We start from the raw sequence: 16,032 nt of genomic DNA, 5'->3' as shown, positions 1-16,032 counted from the left end.
TTTTTCAATAGAGGGATAGGAGCGTATAAAACTGCTTTCTTCATAGGATATAGGATTGATTTAAGAATTTGCCAATTTGCTAATCTGCTAATTAACAAATTAGCTCATTAACAAATTTTAATCTCTTTTGTTTGCTTCGTATTAGTAAAAAGTAGTATTTTTGTAGCCAAAAATAAAACTTTTTTTTCAAATGAGCACTACAAAACAAGCAAAATCTGCTTTAATATCTGTTTTTGACAAGACAGTATTAGAACCTATCATTCACAGAATGAAAACTTTAGGTATTACTATCTACTCTACTGGGGGTACTGAAGATTTTATCAAAAAATTGGGTGTAGAAGTGATTCCTGTGGAAAGTATTACCGATTATCCCTCCATTTTTGGAGGACGTGTGAAAACGCTCCACCCTAAAATTTTTGGAGGCATCCTCAACCGTCAGGACAATGTGCAGGATACTGAAGAAATGAAACAATATGCTATCCCTCAAATTGACATAGTGATTGTGGATTTATATCCTTTTGAAAAAACAGTAGCAAGCGGTGCTAATGAACAAGAGATTATTGAAAAAATTGATATAGGTGGTATTTCGCTCATCCGCGCTGCTGCTAAAAACTATAAAGATGTGCTTTGTGTAGCCTCAGTTGATGAATACAGTGACCTTTTGCAAATTTTAGACGAACAACACGGCAGCACGACTTTAGAACAGCGCCGCCACTTTGCTGCTAAAGCCTTCCGCGTATCATCTCACTACGATACTGCTATCTTCAACTACTTCAACCAAACCGAAGAAATTCCTACTCTGGCTATCAACGAGTGCCACGGACAAGTGTTGCGCTATGGCGAAAACCCTCACCAAAAAGGAGAATTTTACGGTAATTTCGATGCCCTTTTCGATAAATTACACGGCAAGGAGCTCTCGTATAATAACTTGTTAGATGTAGATGCTGCTGTGAATCTAATGGCTGAATTTGTAGGCGACGATCCTACTTTTGCTATACTAAAACACAACAATGCTTGTGGCGTAGCAACTCGCAAAACGATACACGAAGCCTATAAAGATGCGCTCGCCGGCGACCCCGTTTCAGCTTTTGGAGGTATCCTCATTTCTAATACAAAAATTGATTCGGCTACTGCCGAAACCATTCACTCACTTTTCTTTGAGGTAATCATTGCACCTTCTTATAGTGATGAAGCTCTAAAAATACTCGAACAGAAGAAAAATCGTATTATTTTAGTACAGAAAAAAGCCAAAATGCCTACAACAAGTGTGCGTTCGTGTCTCAATGGCTATTTGGTGCAGGAAAAAGACCTCAAAACCGATAGCATAGCCGATGTACAATACGTAACTGCTGTTAAACCTTCAGCTGAAGTGCTCGACGACCTTTTCTTCGCTTCTAAAATATGTAAAAACACCAAATCGAATACCATTGTATTAGCTAAAAACAAACAGCTCATCGCCAGTGGTACAGGACAAACCAGCCGCGTTGATGCACTCAAACAAGCTATCGAAAAGGCTAAAGAATTCAAATTTGATCTCAACGATGCCGTAATGGCAAGCGATGCCTTCTTCCCCTTCCCCGATTGTGTGGAAATTGCTCACAACGAAGGTATTCGCTCTGTAATACAACCTGGTGGCTCTATTAAAGATCAAGCCAGTATCGACTATTGTGATGCTCACCAAATGGGAATGGTATTCACAGGAATACGACACTTTAAACACTAATTAAACGCTATTTAAACAACGTATGAAACACATTGCAGCCGTAGGAGGCTATTTTATAATGCTTTATGATATCTTTCGCAAACGCACCCGCTGGTCGATTACTAAAGACCTCATATTGCGTGAGATAGATGACCTCATCTTTGGGTCTATAGGTATCGTAGCTTTTATCTCTTTCTTCGTAGGAGGGGTAGTAGCTGTACAAACCGCTTTGAATATCGACAACCCTTTTATCCCCAAATACCTTATAGGTTTCGCTACTCGACAATCTATTGTATTGGAGTTTGCACCTACCTTTACAGCAGTAATTTTAGCAGGGAAAATTGGTTCGTTTATCACTTCCAGCATAGGTACAATGCGCGTAACCGAACAGATTGATGCCCTTGATATTATGGGGGTAAACTCAGTGAATTATTTGATATTCCCCAAAATAGTAGCCCTAATGTTAATGCCGTTCCTCATCGCCTTAGGTATGTACTTAGGGGTATTAGGAGGTTGGGCTTCTGCGGTAATGAGTGGCTATACCACCTCTGCCGAATTTGTACAAGGAGTGCAGTACGACTTCAAACCTTACAGTATGGTGTACGCCTTCACTAAAACGGTTGTTTTTGCATTTTTCTTGGCTACCATTCCGTCCTATCACGGTTATTATATGAAAGGAGGCGCTTTAGATGTTGGAAAAGCCAGTACGGTTTCATTTGTATGGACGAGTATAGTGATTATCCTTGCTAACTCAGTGCTTACGCAATTGTTCTACGCTTAAAATGTATCAAGAAAACAAACCACAATATCGCATTTTACTACTGATAGCTTTAGCACACGGACTCAATGACCTCATACAAGGGGTCATTCCGTCTATTTACCCCACCCTACAAAGCAAATACGCTCTCACTATGACGCAAGTAGGGGTAATTACACTCTGTTACCAACTTTCAGCCTCTATATTACAACCCTTAGTAGGCAACTACACCGATAAACACCCCAAACCTTACTCACAAGTATTAGGAATGGCGTTTACCACTATAGGAATTGTGAGTTTATCGTTGGCGAGTAGTTATGCAGCTATACTGTGCTCGGTAGTGTTTATAGGGGTAGGTTCATCGGTATTTCACCCCGAAGCATCTCGAGTAGCCTTTTTAGCCTCAGGTGGTAGACGCTCATTTGCTCAAGCTATCTTTCAATTAGGTGGGAATTTTGGCACAGCCTTAGCCCCTCTGTTGGTGATATTGTTGTTATTGAGTAAAAAAGTAATCGATGGGAAAGTTGTAGAAGAGAGTCATCAAGGTAATTTGATATGGTTTGCGAGCTTTTCTATTTTTGCGATGTTCATTTTGCTTCTCATAGGCAAATGGCGCAGCATCTTGCTTAAACTACTCAAAAAGAAGGTTAAAAAACCAGTAGTTTTGCCCAATCTCACCCGTGCGCAAATACGCAACTCTATGATTATATTGATGTTGCTGGTATTCTCCAAAAACTTCTATACAGCAGCTATCAACAATTACTTTCAGTTTTACACCATTAAAAAGTTCGGATTTAGCAATGCTGAGGCACAGGTATACCTATTTTACTTTTTAGGAGCAGTAGCAGCAGGTTCACTTATTGGAGGATTTTTGGGTGATAAAGTAGGAAGAAAATTTATCATTTGGTTTTCAATCTTAGGGGCTGCCCCCTTTGCGCTTTGGTTGCCTTACGCCGATGCTACCACTACGGCAATACTCATCGTACTGATAGGCTTCATCATCTCATCAGCTTTTGCTTCTATCTTAGTCTATTCACAAGAATTATTACCCCAGAAAATAGGGATGATTTCAGGATTTTTCTACGGTTTTGCCTTTGGTATGGGCGGCTTAGCCTCAGCTGTATTAGGCAAATTGATAGACATAACCGATATCGATTTTGTTTATAAACTCTGTTCATTCCTCCCCCTAATGGGACTTATTGCTTATTTCTTACCTAATTTATCAAAAAAAGTTAGGAGTTAGTAATTAGAAATTTAGACAGTGATGAAATATAGTCTATTGATTCTTTACTTTTGGGTGTTTTCTATAAACGCACAAGAAGCGCTTACTGTTGCTCAATGGCGCGATATACTTTCGGGAAGCATACCTACTTATAAAAGGCTTTCCATAAAAAATATTGCGCTTTATCATCAAGGACAATTATTATATACTTACCAACTTTTATCTACTCCCGAAGGCTATTTAAAAATTACTACTCCTGAAAGAGAATGTTCGTATGATGATAATGGTAAACTGCTCTCAGCCTATTTTTTGCAGATATAAAAAGGGTATGAGGCTACTTATAACTCTTATGGAAAGATTGCTTCTTATACACTTACTGTAGACAAAGATTCAGTGATTGAAAAGAAAACTTTTAGCGATTTGTTTTATAAAGAAGAGTTTTTGGATAAGAATGGTAAAGAAAAGAGTAGTTACATCAGTAGAAAGAGTGGACTCAAAGAAGAAACTGTTTTTACACAAGGTAATTATCAAGTAATACATTCTTACTACAAAAATAATATTTCTGTTCATAAAGAATTGAAGAATGAGGTCATTCATAAATACGATTCTGTTGTGAGAAACCAAGATAGAAAAGAGCTTTATAGGCTTTTTTACTATCGTTACCCTGATTCACTTTATAAAAGAGAATCTTTTGGAGAGGTGGATTCGATACGAGAATACGTATTTAAAAAAGACCTTCTTTTTTCTGAAAAGTTCTATTGCAAAGGGCTTGACCCTCTTCAAAAGGGATATATCCCTTTTTTACAGTATTTTTATACTACTGAAGGGAGCCTTGAAAAGAGTATACGATGGTTCTATTATCCTCAGAAAGAAAGTAATTACTTAGTATTAGATAAAATTTTGTATATAAACCATCTCACAGGTGCTCAAAAAATAAAACGTGTAAAAGGTAAAGGAAGAATAAAAGCCATAATAGAGGATATAGGTACTTGGAAATTTTGGAGAAAGATAGAATTTAAAAAGAAAATTACACCCTTGAATTGCGGTACACCTTCTAATAATAGAAAACATTACCACTACAAGGCTTCTTTTTTGTCTCCTTCAGTGCTTATTGACAATTCGTCATTAAAAACTGCTTTTTTTGAAGATGAGCTTTTAGAATATTTTACAGGTTGGGAATTTAAAGATAACCCCATATCACTTCATATTTCTCTTAAGAAAGACACATTTACAGTTTCAGATAAAACCATCATACCCGAGAAATATTTAGAAAAATTGCACCAATATTATCAGAAAGAACTCTTCAAAGATAAAACTGCTATTGTTACTTTTGCTGATGGAAGAAGTGAAACACTTAATTTGAATATTATAGAAGTAATACCTTTAGAGATAGATTACTTAGAAATACCTGATGACATGTAAACAAGAGCTTTAACAACAAAAAATCCAGTATAGTGAGTTACTATACTGGATTTTTTGTTTAGTAAATGATATCAACATCTCCTTTGCCTTCCCGCAGCACAACAGGAGTGTCACCTGAGAGGTCGATGACGGTGGAGGCTACATTGTCGCCATAACCACCATCAATAACGATATCCACGCGGTTTTGCCATTTCTCGAAGATAAGCTCTGGATCGGTGGTGTACTCAATCACATCGTCGTCGTCGTAGATAGAGGTAGAGACTATAGGGTTACCTAACTTTTCTACAATAGTACGCGCAATAGTGTTATCGGGGACACGTATCCCTACGGTTTTCTTCTTTTTAAAATCCTTAGGAAGATTGTTATTTCCTTGCATTATAAAGGTATAAGGACCTGGTAAAGCGCGCTTCAACAGTTTGAAAGTGCTCGTATCTATCTGTTTCACATAGTCAGATAGATTTTTTAAATCGCAGCACACAAATGAAAAGTTTGCTTTTTCGAGTTTTACCCCTTTGATGCGAGCAATTTTCTCAAGGGCTTTGGTATTTGTAATATCACAGCCCAAACCGTAAACGGTATCAGTAGGATAGATAATGAGTCCGCCGTGGCGAAGCACTTCCACTACCTTAGCAATCTCCTTTTCGTTGGGATTTTCGTTGTATAATTTAATAAAATCAGCCATTGTTCTAAGTGTTAGGGTTAATTCTAATCGTGGTGAATTTGCAATAAGAAATGAGTTTTTCCTCCTGATTTGTTACTTTTATTTCCCAAAGTTGGAGCGTACGTCCTGCATTCACACATACAGCTTTGGCGTAAAGGGTATCCCCTACTCTACCCGCTCTCAAGTGATTAGCACTGAGTTCAATACCTCGAATCTGTTCATCATCATTGCGGTAAAGTAAATACGCCCCTATGCTACCTGCTGTTTCAGCTAAAGCTAAAGTAGCCCCTCCGTGTAACACCCCATCTACCTGAGTAACTTTCTCGGTAACAGGCATCGTTATAGTAACACTATCTTCGGTTACTTCGGAAATTTCCATTTGCCAATCGCGCATCAAGTTGTTTGGAGGTAGCGCCTGCCACTTCTGTAATAAAGTTTCTTTGTTGAACATAGCATATCCTTTTTGTTATTTCAACCCACGTGCTTTGAGTAGTGGCTCAATAGCAGGAGCTTTCCCTCTGAAGGCTAAATACATTTTTTCGTAATCCATTGTATTGCCTTTGGAGAGTATCAAATCTCTGAAACGTTGCCCATTAGCGCGAGTAAGCCCTCCATTTTCTTCAAACCATTGGTAGGCATCGTGGCAAAGCATCTCTGTCCATTGATAAGAGTAATAACCAGCTCCATAACCTCCGCCAAAAATATGTGCAAAGTAAGACGAACGGTATCTTGGAGGTACTTCTTTCACCCATAAACCTGTTCTTTCAAGGGCTTTTTTCTCAAAATCACTTACATTATTGATGATAGTATCCGAAGGGATAGTATGCCATTGCAAGTCTAAATTGGCAGCAGCCAAAACTTCGGTAAAAGCATACCCCTCATTGAAGGTACTCGCTTTTTTTATCTTATCAATAAGTGCTTGTGGAATAGGTTGTTTGGTCTCGTAATGTACTGCATAGTTTTTAAGTACCTCAGGATACAAAGCCCAATGCTCATTGAATTGCGAAGGAAACTCCACAAAATCGCGTGCTACTGCTGTTCCTGATAAACTTGCATACTGTTGGTTAGCAAAGAAACCGTGCAATGCGTGACCAAACTCGTGGAAGAGCGTAGTGAGTTCATCGTAAGTAAGTAAAGCAGGTTTACCTTCGGCAGGTTTCACATAATTGCACACATTGTAGATAACAGGTTTAGTGCCTAATAACTTCGATTGGTTTACAAAGTTGCTCATCCACGCACCACCGCGTTTGCTTTCACGAGCAAAGAAATCGCCATAGAAAAGTCCTAATGGCGTACCGTCTTCTTCAAAAAGCTCATACACTAATACATCGGGGTGATATACGGGTATATCTTTGCGTTCTTTGAAGGTAATGCCATAAAGTTTGGTAGCTGCATAGAATACACCATTTTCAAGAGCATTTTTCAATTCGAAATAAGGTTTGATTTCGTTCTCATCGAGGTCGTATTTAGCTTTGCGAACTTGTTCGGCATAGAAGTTCCAATCGTAAGGCTCTAAAGTAAAATTACCTCCCGTTTTGGCGATTTGCGCTTGTATTTCTTTAGCTTCTGCTTTGGCTTTACCTACTGAAGCGGGCACTAAATCTTTAAAGAATTGAGCAATAGCAGCAGGTGTTTTAGCCATAGTGCGTTGCAAGCTCCATTCGGCATAGTTTTTAAAGCCTAAGAGTTCAGCTTTTTTAGCGCGTAGTAAAGCAATGCGTTTTAAAATATCATTGGTACTATGAGCTCCCCCATCGGTGCGATTCCAGCTTGCTTCAAACAATTGTTTACGAGCGTTGCGGTCGGCTAATTCACTAAGGAGCGGTTGCTGAGTAGTATTCACAATCGCTACTTTCTGACCATTGATAGTTTGAGCGGCTGCCAACGATCCTTCTAAAAGCGTTTGGTTAAAATCAGTTTCTAAAGAAGCTAACTCACTATTGTACTTTTTAAGAGTTTCTTTATCAGTAGCCGATAGGTTAGCACCTGCTACTACAAAATCTTCGTAGTAATTTTCTAACAATTTAAGCGATTCAGCATCTAATTTCAAGCTATCACGTTTATCGTATAAGGCTTTGATACGCGCAAAGAGTTTTTCGTTCAGGTGAATGCAATCGGCGTGCTCGGCAAACTTAGGTGATAATTCTTTTTGCAATACTTTTAAGGTATCATTAGTATTTGCCTCAGTTAAAGCATTGAATACCGCTGAAGCACGTTCCAATTCTACTCCACTTTTTTCTAAAGCGATAATTGTATTCTCAAAAGTAGGCGCTTCGTTGCTATTAGCAATAGCTGCAATACGTTCGTTTTGCAAAGCCATTCCTTTGAGCAAGGCGGGACGGTAATGCTCATCTTTAATTTTTGAGAAGTCGGGAGCACTATAAGGTAAAGTGCTTTCTACCAATAGCGGATTGTTATCTGTATTCTCTGTCATTTTTGAAGTCTTTGAGTCGTTGCAGGCTACCAAAGCAGTGAGCAATATAGCTGCTGAAAATAAAGGTAATTTCATAGTTTTTAGGTGATTATAAAAAGGGTGTTCGAGGAAGAAGTTCCTCAAACACCCCTTTTGAGGTTATATAGTAACTAAAATACTGTTATTTAGCAGTCAAACGTATGTCGATACGTCTGTTTTTAGCTTTGCACTCAGGAGTATCGTTAGCAGGACAAAGAGGGTGTTCTGCACCATAACCTTGAGCGCTCAATTGAGCTTTGTTAGCACCCAATGCTACCAATTTGTTTAGCACTGAATTAGCACGTCTTTCTGAAAGTTTTTTGTTACCTTCAACACTACCCGTATTATCAGTATAACCTCCTAAACGAATAGCAGCTTTAGGATAAGCTTTCAAAATAGCTACAATGTTCTTTAATTGTTGTTCAGAACCTTCAGTAAGTTCATCGCTACCTGTTTTGAAGTAAGTTCTATCCAAAGTAATCCAGTTATCTTTGAACTGTTCTGGAGTAGTAAGGTTTTTATCTTCTATCAATTTCACGAGGTGTGCTTCAGATGAGTTCTTTCCTACTTCTAACATTGTATTGTCAAAAAGGCTCAATTGGAATAAATCACCTACATTGTACTCGAAGTCACCATCGGCGTTAAGCTTACCTTCTTCAATAACTACTACTTCTTCCACAGGCATCACTCCCTCACCTTCACCTTGACGAATTTGAGCTTCTATAGGAGTACCTGAAGCATCAGCGGTATGTCCACCCAAGATAGGAGCAATTACCAAACCTACCAAGCAAGTGAGTTTGATAAGGATATTCATTGAAGGTCCTGAAGTATCTTTGAATGGGTCACCTACAGTATCACCAGTAACGGCAGCTTTGTGAGCATCAGAACCTTTGTAAGTCATTTGTCCGTTGATTTCAACACCTGCTTCAAATGATTTCTTAGCATTGTCCCAAGCACCACCAGCGTTGTTTTGGAAGATAGCCCATACAACTCCTGATACAGCTACACCAGCCATATAAGCGCCAAGAGCTTCAGCACCCATCACAAAACCGATGATAATAGGAGTGATGATTGTAATAGCACCAGGTAACATCATTTCGCGCAAAGCAGCTTTGGTAGAAATATCTACACATCTACCATACTCTGGAGTACCTTTACCTTCCATAATACCAGGGATTTCACGGAATTGGCGACGTACTTCGTTCACCATATCCATAGCAGCTTTCCCTACTGATTGCATTGCCAAGGCTGAGAAAATTACTGGAATCATACCTCCGATAAACAAGGCAGCTAATACGTTTGCTTTGAAAATATTGATACCAGAAATGCCTGTAAAGGTCACATAAGCAGCGAACAAGGCTAAGGCGGTAAGAGCTGCTGAAGCAATAGCAAATCCTTTACCTACAGCTGCAGTAGTATTACCTACTGAGTCTAAAATATCAGTACGTTGACGCACTTCTTTTGGCAATTCACTCATTTCGGCTACACCCCCAGCATTATCAGCAATAGGACCAAAAGCATCAATAGCCAATTGCATAGCTGTAGTTGCCATCATTGCTGATGCGGCAATCGCTACACCATAGAAACCAGCTAAAGAGTAAGAACCCCAAATAGCTACAGCAAAAAGCAATACAGAACCAAAGGTAGATTTCATACCTGTAGCCAAACCTGCAATAATGTTAGTAGCAGCTCCAGTAGATGAATTGCGTACGATATTCAATACTGGTTTTTTACCCAAAGCGGTAAAGTGTTCAGTAATAGCAGAAATGAGTAAGCCTACTGCCAAACCTACGATAGTTGCATAGAATACATTGATACTTGCAATCTCTTTTACTCCTTCGCCAAAGAAACTCATTTGGATAGTTTCGGGTAACATATATTTGATAAGAAAATAGCAAGCTACTAAAGTAAGTGCTAAAGCTACATAGTTACCTGTATTTAGTGAACTTTGTACTTGTTTTTCTTTAGCATCGTTGTTTTTGATACCTACACAGAAAGTACCAATAATTGAAGCAATGATACCTACACCAGCAATTACTAACGGCAATAAGATAGGGCCTAAACCACCAAAGGCATCGGTGAAAGCACCACCATTGGCAGTTGCCATATCTTTAATCACGTAGTTACCCAATACCATTGAAGCGAGTACAGTAGCCACATACGAACCGAACAAGTCAGCTCCCATACCAGCTACGTCACCTACGTTATCACCTACGTTGTCGGCAATAGTAGCAGGGTTACGAGGGTCATCTTCTGGGATACCAGCTTCTACTTTTCCTACGAGGTCAGCCCCTACGTCGGCAGCTTTGGTATAAATACCACCACCCACACGAGCAAAGAGTGCGATAGACTCAGCACCGAGTGAGAAACCTGCTAAGGCTTCGAGTACAAGAGTCATTTCGTCATAGAAAGGTTTGCCTCCTCCTACAAAAGTGTTTACAAAGAGGATAAAGAACAAGCTCAAGCCCAATACAGCCAAACCTGCCACTCCTAATCCCATTACAGTACCACCTCCAAAGGATACTCTCAAAGCTTTTGGCAAGCTAGTGCGAGCTGCTTCGGTAGTGCGTACGTTAGCATTGGTAGCAATACGCATCCCGATATTTCCCGCTAAGGCAGAGAAGAAAGCTCCACACACAAAAGCTACTACAATAAGCCAGTGAGAAGTTTCTACCATACGAGAAACAATAAACAGAGCAATAGAAGCAATAATCACAAAAATACCTAAAATGCGGTACTCAGCATTGAGAAACGCCATTGCCCCTTCTTTGATACTTTTGGAAATACTTTGCATTCGATCGTTGCCTGTGGTTTGTTTGTTCACCCACGAAGCTTTCGCAATCATAAAGATAAGTCCAAGAATAGCAAGGACTAACGGTAAATATAACATCATTTTATCCATACAAATATTATAATTAGTTAAATTTAGGGCGTAAAAGTACGAAAGATAATTGTAACGAAAAAATAATAGTTAAAAAAACATTAATTTTTTTAGGATTAAAAGATAGAAGTTAGGAGTTAGGAGTTAGAATGTGATGCACAATCATCGATATACTGTTGTTTAAATTCAGAAAAAGAAGAAGCTATAAGTTCCGTTTCTTCATACATAGGTTCATACCCGCGATAAATATTACCAAAATTATGTTTAGCAATCCCTATAGCCAGATATTCATACCCATTTTTAACTGATATAAGGAAAGGTAAATGAGCTTTCCAAAACTCACTTACCTTATTTCTTTCGTTGTCATTTTCTGCATATTCTAAGCTCTGTTTTTCAAACTCATTCCAAGCAAAAGCAGATTCATCAGTATTTTGGTAATCTTTAGCTGATAGAAACCATACTGTATCTTCTTGATTAGCACACACACTGAACAAGTTTATAAATTCTTGAAATTCTTTGGGGGTATATTGCATTCTTCCATTAGCTATATCTTCCACGCGAAAATTATCAGGTAATTTATCTGCGGAAATGTTCCATTGTAATGCTTTTAATGCTTCTAAAAAAAAGTAAATTTTCCATTTTTTTAATCTAACCAATTCCAAATTTTGTGAGTCAAATCATTATCTATTTTCTCTCCTATCAATATTTCTTTTTGAATATTATCTTTAATAGAGAGTTCAAAACTTATTTAAAAGAAAACATTTCGGTATTCTCACAGATATAAACATCTTTTAGTTGGCAATCTATATAGCCCCATTTTTGCCAATTTTCCTTTAGCCAATCTGCTCTTAGTCCGAATTTGTAACCTTCAGGTATAGATTCTTTAGGGAAACGCACATAAACTAATCCTGCTTTATAACCCGAAATTACCATTAAACCGTAACTATCACCTAATTCACACAATAGAAAGTACACAACTTCTTCATAAGGATATACTCCTTTACATTTAAATATCGTTCCTCTTGGAATAGATGTTTCTGTATAATCTATCAATTTTTCCATTAATAACTATTGTAAGAAACCTATAAAAGTAGTCAAGATAAAGGCGTTGATAAAATCTATAAAGAACGCTCCTACCATTGGCACAATTAAAAAGGCTTTGTGTGAAGGTCCAAAACGCTCGGTAACCGACTGCATATTAGCTACTGCCGTAGGGGTAGCTCCTAAACCAAAACCACAATGTCCTGCACAGAGTACCGCTGCATCGTAATTAGCTCCCATCAAGCGGAAAGTAACAAAATAGGCATACGTGCACATCACAAAAGTTTGTACGACTAAGATAATGAACATTGGTACAGCTATATGAAATAGTTCCCAAAGTTTTAAGTTGATTAGAGCGATGCCTAAAAACAGACTGAGTGAAGCATTGCCAAATACATCTATAGCACGGTCGAACATATTCACTTTGAAGGCGTTGGTGAGTATATTGCGCAAGAACACCCCGAAAAATAAAGCCCATACAAATTGTGGAATGGTGAATTTTTCAGGCAACCAAGCCGTTACGGCAGGAGAAACCATAATAGCCGAAAACGACAGACAAGCGGCAAACAGCGCCATTGTTTCTATTGCCGATTTTGAAGTAATCAAACGCTGTTTACCCGCATTTTCAAATACTTCTACTACAGCGTCAACAGTATTGTCATTTTGTTTTTCTACAGGTTTTTTTCCTAATTTGTTCACTAATTTTCGTGCTACAGGACCTCCTATAAGTCCGCCGAGTATCAACCCAAAAGTAGCCGAAGCCATACCGAGGCTCGTTGCCCCTTTAATACCATAGTCAGTCTCTAATATTTTGCCCCACGCCCCTGCTGTGCCGTGTCCGCCCGTAAGTGTGATAGAACCTGTAATCAAACCCATAATAGGATTTTGTCCTAAACTTGTAGCTAATGTAACTCCTACTGTATTCTGTACTACAATAAACAGCGCTACTACTCCTAAGAAAATGATAAGTCCTTTACCACCAGCTTTTAGTCGGGAGAAATCGGCGCTGAGCCCAATAGAAGAGAAGAAAAAGAGCATAAAAGCGTCTTGTAGGTTTGTATTGAAGTCTAATGAAATCTCGTATTTGATATACAACAGATAGATGATAACAGCAGCCAAGAGTCCGCCTGCTACGGGTTCAGGGATATTGAAATCACGCAAGATTTTTATTTTTGTTACTAATAAGCGTCCTACCAGCAATACAAGAGTAGCAATAATTAGGGTATAATAAGGGTCGATGATAATGGATTTCATTATGTTGGGTTTTAAAAAAGTTTTTTATTCTGTGAAAAGGACTTTATAAGCAAGCATTCCCACCCCTAAGTACAGTAAAAGGGTGGGAATGCCAAATTTAGAGGTTAAACTCATTGTTACTCCTCACTTTCTTTCATAGTGTGATATACATTTTGGACATCCTCGTCTTCTTCGATTTTTTCCAAAAGTTTCTCTACATCAGCCTGTTCTTCAGGGGTGAGTTCTTTGGTTACTTGTGGAATACGCTCAAATCCTGAGGATAAGATTTCAATACCTCGGCTTTCCAACTCTTTTTGGATAGCTCCAAAACTCTCAAAAGGAGCATAGATAAGGATACCATCTTCATCTACAAACACTTCTTCAGCCCCAAAATCTATCATTTCGAGTTCCAATTCTTCAGGATCTATACCTATAGCATTGATACGGAAGTTACAAGTGTGGTCGAACATAAATTCTACAGAACCTGAGGTACCTAAAGTACCATTACACTTGTTGAAGTAACTGCGGATATTCGCTACAGTGCGGTTATTGTTGTCGGTTGCGGTTTCGATAAGCAAAGCAATACCGTGAGGGGCATAACCTTCAAAGAGTACTTCTTTATAGTTAGCAGTATCTTTTTCACTTGCTTTTTTAATAGCACGCTCAATATTTTCTTTGGGCATATTGGCGGCTTTGGCATTTTGTATTACGGCACGCAAGCGTGAGTTAGTTTCAGGGTGAGGTCCGCCTTCTTTTACTGCCATTACGATGTCTTTCCCTATGCGGGTAAATGTCTTTGCCATTGCAGCCCAACGTTTAAATTTACGGGCTTTTCTAAATTCAAATGCTCTTCCCATTTATATTACTTAGTTTTTAGTTATTAGTCGTTAGGGGTTAGGAGTTATTAGGAGTTATTAGGAGTTAGTTAGTTATAGTTTTTAGTTGTATTTTGTCGTTTTCAAAGTGCAAAGGAGTTTCAGGAAAATCGAGTTTGGTAAGGCGTTTCATCTCTTCAAATACCTTACAATCATCGTCGAGTAACAATCCATTGGCTTTAGTTTGCTTTACAGAGAGTACATCGGCATACAGAAAGTCGCCTTTACGATTGATTTTAATATTTAGCAAAGGGGCAATTCCATTAGGGCCTTGCAAGCTAAATCGTCCGTAGGTGTTGAAATTTCCCATACTATAAGCAATAAACTTACCGTTGTACACTTCTACAGCACGTGTTACGTGAGGACCGTGCCCCAATACAATATCAGCACCTGCATCGATTACTGAGTGCGCAAATTTATAGACATTTCCTCTATTTTCACCAAAAAAGATCTCATTGGCACGTGGTACACGGGTACTTTTAGATCCTTCAGCCCCTCCATGAAATGATACAATCACAATATCTACTTGCGAGCGTAATTCCTTTACTAAATCAGTAGCTTGGTCGATATTGTTCACCGATAACATATTGCTATTAGGCGAGAAAGCACAAAAACCGTATTTCACTCCATCTTTCTCAAAGATAACCGATTTATTTTCTACGGGGCCTGCGTGATATATACCCACTTCATCTAATATTTTAGCTGTATTGTGTCGCCCTTTCTCACCAAAGTCATTAGCGTGGTTATTCGCAGTACTCATCAGGTTAAAACCTGCCTCTTTGATAATTTTGCCATAACGGTTAGGCATCCTAAAAGCATAACAAGTTCCTTCAGCTGAGTTTTTACATTTATCAGAAGTACCTGTATCAAGAATCGCTCCTTCTAAATTGCCGAATACAATATCTCCTTTTAAATAAGGTTTTACATATTTAAAGCTCTCAACAGCATCATCTTTTGGGAGATATCCTTCAGGAAATCCTGAACCTATCATCACATCACCTACTGCCACTATACTGAGAGTATCCTTAGTAGTGGCAACTGCAAGACTATCTGTTTGTGCCGAAATATAAGAAGTTATTATGAGAGCTATTGAGAAGAAATATTTTTTCATAGTAATATAGTTCTATTTTTCAGCAATTACTTGCACGCCTCCTTTTACCTTGTCGCCCAACTTTACTTTTACTTTAGTTCCTAAAGGCAAATACACATCTACACGTGACCCAAATTTAATAAATCCAGCATCCTCTCCTTGTACAGCGGTATCGCCTACTTTAGCGTAATTTACAATGCGTTTAGCCAAGGCACCTGCTATTTGTCGGTATAACACTTCACCAAACACAGGATTATCTACCACTACAGTAGTACGTTCGTTTTCTTCTGAAGCCTTCGGGTGCCACGCTACTAAGTATTTACCTGGGTGATACTCACTATAAGTAATTTTACCCCCTAAAGCATAACGTGTTACGTGCACATTGATAGGCGACATAAAGATGGATACCTGCAAGCGTTTATCTTTGAAATACTCTTTTTCAAACACTTCTTCTATCACCACCACCTTGCCATCTACAGGGGCTATGATGTATTGGTCATTTCGAGGTGTTATGCGTTTAGGATTTCTGAAAAACTGCAAAATAGCTATGAGAAATACAATAGCTAAGAGTTGTATACCTTTCTTAAGCCATAGTATATCAACAAAATAATGTGCTATTAGTGATACTCCTATCACTATAAATAGCGTTACGAGAATAATCTTAAAACCTTCTTTATGAAACATTATTATTTATTT

General features: G+C 38.5%; 15 protein-coding genes. 5 read left to right on the top strand and 10 right to left on the bottom strand.

Annotation, left to right across the window (positions count from 1 at the left end; all coding sequences use genetic code 11):
• Positions 1–190 precede the first annotated feature (190 nt).
• The 5 genes from purH to I7X29_RS00875 all read left to right on the top strand — a co-directional run bounded on the left by purH (position 191) and on the right by I7X29_RS00875 (position 5,103).
• Entirely contained in the window at positions 191–1,723 is a 1,533-nt protein-coding gene (gene purH, locus I7X29_RS00895) for a bifunctional phosphoribosylaminoimidazolecarboxamide formyltransferase/IMP cyclohydrolase (protein WP_198472488.1), read from the top strand.
• Between the two features lie 22 nt (positions 1,724–1,745).
• Positions 1,746–2,483, top strand: coding sequence for an MlaE family ABC transporter permease (locus I7X29_RS00890; protein ID WP_198472487.1), 738 nt, complete (start codon positions 1,746–1,748; stop codon positions 2,481–2,483).
• Between the two features lies 1 nt (position 2,484).
• Positions 2,485–3,702 (top strand): MFS transporter, encoded by a 1,218-nt coding sequence (locus I7X29_RS00885; protein WP_198472486.1) that lies wholly within the window; start codon positions 2,485–2,487, stop codon positions 3,700–3,702.
• Positions 3,703–3,723: 21 nt separating this feature from the next.
• Positions 3,724–4,002, top strand: a complete 279-nt coding sequence (locus I7X29_RS00880) for a hypothetical protein (protein WP_198472485.1) — start codon at positions 3,724–3,726, stop codon at positions 4,000–4,002.
• A gap of 72 nt (positions 4,003–4,074) precedes the next feature.
• Positions 4,075–5,103 (top strand): hypothetical protein, encoded by a 1,029-nt coding sequence (locus I7X29_RS00875; RefSeq protein ID WP_198472484.1) that lies wholly within the window; start codon positions 4,075–4,077, stop codon positions 5,101–5,103.
• Between the two features lie 58 nt (positions 5,104–5,161).
• On the opposite strand, the gene I7X29_RS00870 is transcribed toward I7X29_RS00875, so the two are convergent.
• The 10 genes from I7X29_RS00870 to I7X29_RS00825 form a co-directional block, all read right to left on the bottom strand.
• On the bottom strand, positions 5,162–5,785 hold the full coding sequence (locus I7X29_RS00870) for an L-threonylcarbamoyladenylate synthase (RefSeq protein ID WP_198472483.1): 624 nt from the start codon (positions 5,783–5,785) through the stop codon (positions 5,162–5,164).
• 4 nt (positions 5,786–5,789) lie between these two features.
• Positions 5,790–6,215 carry a PaaI family thioesterase gene (locus I7X29_RS00865; protein WP_198466484.1) on the bottom strand — a complete coding sequence of 142 codons (426 nt, stop codon included), beginning with the start codon at positions 6,213–6,215 and terminating at the stop codon, positions 5,790–5,792.
• Positions 6,216–6,230: 15 nt separating this feature from the next.
• Complete coding sequence (locus tag I7X29_RS00860) at positions 6,231–8,273, bottom strand: M3 family metallopeptidase (RefSeq protein WP_198472482.1); 2,043 nt, start codon at positions 8,271–8,273, stop codon at positions 6,231–6,233.
• A gap of 85 nt (positions 8,274–8,358) precedes the next feature.
• Positions 8,359–11,118, bottom strand: a complete 2,760-nt coding sequence (locus I7X29_RS00855) for a sodium-translocating pyrophosphatase (protein ID WP_198472481.1) — start codon at positions 11,116–11,118, stop codon at positions 8,359–8,361.
• Between the two features lie 116 nt (positions 11,119–11,234).
• Positions 11,235–11,654 (bottom strand): SMI1/KNR4 family protein, encoded by a 420-nt coding sequence (locus I7X29_RS00850; protein WP_198472480.1) that lies wholly within the window; start codon positions 11,652–11,654, stop codon positions 11,235–11,237.
• A 187-nt stretch (positions 11,655–11,841) separates the two neighbouring features.
• Positions 11,842–12,159 (bottom strand): Imm45 family immunity protein, encoded by a 318-nt coding sequence (imm45, locus tag I7X29_RS00845; protein WP_198472479.1) that lies wholly within the window; start codon positions 12,157–12,159, stop codon positions 11,842–11,844.
• A gap of 6 nt (positions 12,160–12,165) precedes the next feature.
• Entirely contained in the window at positions 12,166–13,392 is a 1,227-nt protein-coding gene (gene gltS / locus I7X29_RS00840) for a sodium/glutamate symporter (RefSeq protein ID WP_198472478.1), read from the bottom strand.
• Positions 13,393–13,508: 116 nt separating this feature from the next.
• Positions 13,509–14,228 carry a YebC/PmpR family DNA-binding transcriptional regulator gene (locus I7X29_RS00835; RefSeq protein ID WP_198472477.1) on the bottom strand — a complete coding sequence of 240 codons (720 nt, stop codon included), beginning with the start codon at positions 14,226–14,228 and terminating at the stop codon, positions 13,509–13,511.
• A 64-nt stretch (positions 14,229–14,292) separates the two neighbouring features.
• Entirely contained in the window at positions 14,293–15,357 is a 1,065-nt protein-coding gene (locus I7X29_RS00830; protein WP_009414035.1) for a CapA family protein, read from the bottom strand.
• A gap of 12 nt (positions 15,358–15,369) precedes the next feature.
• Positions 15,370–16,020 carry a phosphatidylserine decarboxylase family protein gene (locus tag I7X29_RS00825; protein WP_198472476.1) on the bottom strand — a complete coding sequence of 217 codons (651 nt, stop codon included), beginning with the start codon at positions 16,018–16,020 and terminating at the stop codon, positions 15,370–15,372.
• Positions 16,021–16,032 lie beyond the last annotated feature (12 nt).

The organism is Capnocytophaga periodontitidis (assembly GCF_016126015.1).
GTDB classification, from domain to species: domain Bacteria; phylum Bacteroidota; class Bacteroidia; order Flavobacteriales; family Flavobacteriaceae; genus Capnocytophaga; species Capnocytophaga periodontitidis.
The sequence above is the reverse complement of the archived record's forward strand: the minus strand, read 5'-3'. Positions and strand labels throughout refer to the sequence as shown.